3 protein-coding genes are annotated in these 3123 nt (G+C 60.5%); 2 read left to right on the top strand and 1 reads right to left on the bottom strand.

Annotated elements, in window-relative coordinates:
* The first annotated feature begins 103 nt into the window (after positions 1–103).
* A complete protein-coding gene (locus RBA41_RS33175; protein ID WP_306628609.1) occupies positions 104–1081 on the top strand; it encodes a DUF2157 domain-containing protein in 978 nt (325 codons plus the stop codon).
* On the top strand, positions 1078–2676 hold the full coding sequence (locus RBA41_RS33180; protein WP_306628610.1) for a GDYXXLXY domain-containing protein: 1599 nt from the start codon (positions 1078–1080) through the stop codon (positions 2674–2676). The genes RBA41_RS33175 and RBA41_RS33180 overlap by 4 nt, the downstream gene beginning before the upstream one ends.
* Before the next feature lie 71 nt (positions 2677–2747).
* On the opposite strand, the gene RBA41_RS33185 is transcribed toward RBA41_RS33180, so the two are convergent.
* A partial coding sequence (locus tag RBA41_RS33185; RefSeq protein ID WP_306628611.1) for an immunity protein Imm33 domain-containing protein occupies positions 2748–3123 on the bottom strand: 376 nt, incomplete at its 5' end.

Below are 3123 nucleotides of genomic sequence, written 5' to 3' on the forward strand. Positions count from 1 at the left end.
TGCGGGGAGGCGAACTATAGCAAAGGCCCCGATCGCTTGGCAAGCCTTTTTGATGCAAAGCCGGGTAAACTCAGCCGCAATTCCAAAAAATTGAAAGAAAATCATGGAGATTGGCCTCGCGCTTTTAGAAGTGTCCGCGACAAATTCATTGAACGATGAGCAGTACCGCCAGCTTCGCAAGCTCTCCGGCCTCGATGATGAGCCAGCGAACCTGGCGCCACTGTGGCGCACCGGGCTGGGGATCGTCGCAGCGGCGCTGATTGGCTTGGGAATCATTTTCTGGATCGCGGCGAATTGGGATTCGCTTGGCCGCACGGGCCGCTTCGTTCTGCTGCAGGGAGTGGTTGCCGTCATGTGCATCGGCGCATTTGCGCAACCGCGTGCGCGCGTGCCGCTCGGCTTGCTCGCCCTGCTCGCTATCGGCGCGGTGTTCGCTTACTTCGGACAGACCTACCAGACAGGCGCGGATCCCTGGCAACTGTTCGCTCTGTGGGCGGTACTAGGGCTGCCCCTATGCCTCTCCGTACGCCACGACGCGCTGTGGACGCCGTGGGCGCTGATCGCCATGAGCGCAATCTCGCTCTGGCTGCATGCCAACACGGGCCACAGTTGGCGCTTCCGCTCAGACGATCTGAACTATCAAGCGGCAGCGTGCCTTGGTGCACTTGCCCTTGCGGCGCTGCTTAGTCCGCTGTGCGCGAAATGGACCGGCGCCGGCCTCCTGTCCATGCGCGTGAGCGTTACGCTGGCGGTCATCAGCGTCGCGCTGATCGGGATTGTCGGCCTCGCTAACAGTCATGTGACCGCGCAATATTGGCTGGCCTTGACGATGCTGGTCATGACCGCTGCCGCGTTTGCGTCGCATCGCTTGTTCGATATGTTCTCGCTGTGCGGTATCGGACTGGCTCTGAATGTCCTGCTGATTGGATTATTGACCCACTTCCTGCTCGCCGGCCACGGGCGCTGGTCCATCCCGGAACTGCTGGTGCTTGGCCTTGTGGCCGCGGGCTTGCTTGCCGCCACGGTGAGTGTCATTCTCAAGCTGTCGAAACGTGCTCCACTGCAAGGGGGTACGAAATGAAACGGTCACTTAACGAAATTATCGCCGACGCGATTGCGACAGGCATTCTTCCGGCTTCCGCGGCCACCTTTATCGAGCACGAAGAGCATCGTCCCTGGCCCGTGGTTTTGTTGACGGCGCTGGGAGCATGGCTGGCGGCCATTCCACTGATGGGAATCATTTTTCTGTTATGCGGCGATATTCTGGCCCGCAACACCGGCGCACTGTATCCGCTTTCGCTCATCCTATGCGGCGTCGCGGTGGCCATTTTACGCCGTGCTTCCCTCCCCTTGTTTATCGAACAGCTGGCAATTCCGGCACTGCTCGCCGGCGCGGCGACCATGAGTGCGGCTTTTTACATCGATATGTCAATCGGCAATGCCTCTGCCAGCGTCGCGCTGCTGGCAATTGCCCTGGCTGTTCTTATTCCACGCAACTGGCTGCGCGTTCTGCTGGGGGCGATTTCCTGTGCGTTCATCATGGCGGCCATCGTCACCCTCGCCGCTTCTCGCGATCGGGATGGATACTGGATGGTGGTGCATGGTGCGATGGGAATCTGGCTTGTGGCCGACTTCGTCCAGCGACAACATCTGCGTAGCGTACTGGTGGACAGACTGGCGACAGGGTGGGTGCTTACTATCATCGCGGGCCTTGTACTCTGGACAGGAATGACCTTCCTGGTCGGTGCCGCCATCCATGGCGGTTCCGCCGGCACGATGGATCCGCTGACGCAGCCGCTGGCGTCCCTTGCGCAGTTTGCGTCGGCGGCGTTGACGCTTGGCGGGGCAGCCTGGCTGGCCATGCGATGGCCGGCGTTACGCAAGCCGTGGTATGCGCTCACTGCTGCGGTATTTACTGGGTTGGCGGTGCTGATGCCGTCGCTCGGCGCGGTGCTGATGATTCTCGCTTTGTGCGTGAGCAGCGGGCGCTGGGGCATCGCGGCGGCAGCGGGCGCTGCGGCGGCGTGGATCATGGGCGCGCTGTATTACCAGCTGGCATATCCGCTTGCGACCAAGGCGTTGATCCTGATCGGCGCCGGCGCGCTGTTCGCCTTGATCGCCTGGCTCGCCATTCGCGACGGCGCACCCGTTGTCAGTGGTGACAGCGCGACACCTGCGCGGAACGAAACGCATGCAGGCCGGATCGGCATTGCGCTGACGGCGTTCGCGGTTTTAGCCATCGCCAATATCGGAATCTGGCAAAAGGAATCCCTGATCGCCAACGGCCGTCCGGTGCTGGTGGAACTGGCGCCAGTCGATCCGCGCTCGCTCATGCAGGGCGATTACATGCGCCTGAATTTCAATTTGCCGCAGGAGGTGTCGCAAATGAGTGAAGGCGAGACGGGAAGCGCCAGATTGAAGGTCGCCGGGACGGTGAACGAGAAGGGAATTGTGGAGCTGACCCGGCTCCACGATGGCACGCCGCTTGCGCCTGGCGAGATCGTGATCGAACTCACGCCACGCCACGGTGGCCATACGCTGGTGACCGATGCTTGGTACTTCCAGGAAGGGGAAGCAAAACGCTGGGAAGCGGCGAAGTACGGCGAGTTCCGCGTTGATGCGAATGGAAAGGCACTTCTGGTCGGCATGCGAGGAGCAAATCTTGAAGCCCTCTGATACGAGAGCAGTCAGTCTTGTCGTTGCGATTCATTAAAGGATGGCAGGTAAGCGTACTGCCAGCGCCGCCTTCACGCGGAGACGTCGTGCGGCTCGTACCATACGTCTTCGTAACCTTCGTCGTCGATGATAAACCTGAATCCGGGCGCCAGTGCGAGATAAGGAATGACCATCGGAAGCTCGACGGAAAGATGACTGTGATGGAGAGGACTGTAAAAGTCTGCCGCGTCCGAATGATCGCCACCGTAAATGTACCAGCCGCTGGTGCCGTTTTCCGGGCAGATTCGCACGCCGCTGATGGGCATTGACCGCAAGGTTTGGCGCGCGAGTCCCAATTTCAGCGCTGGGTCGGGCGGAAGAAACTCGGAGCCGTATTTTTCGCACAGGGCGCTTTGCAGCTTCGTGATGCTGTCAAGATCGGTCATTAGTCCAGCTCCTTCCATTTTT

Source organism: Massilia scottii (genome assembly GCF_030846495.1).
Lineage (GTDB): Bacteria > Pseudomonadota > Gammaproteobacteria > Burkholderiales > Burkholderiaceae_D > Telluria_A > Telluria_A violaceinigra.

What these genes read in the sequence shown, in the direction of transcription:
- RBA41_RS33175 (WP_306628609.1), top strand. Translation starts at nt 104, where the DNA reads ATGGAGATTGGCCTCGCGCTTTTAGAAGTGTCCGCGACAAATTCATTG.
- RBA41_RS33180 (WP_306628610.1), top strand. Translation starts at nt 1,078, where the DNA reads ATGAAACGGTCACTTAACGAAATTATCGCCGACGCGATTGCGACAGGC.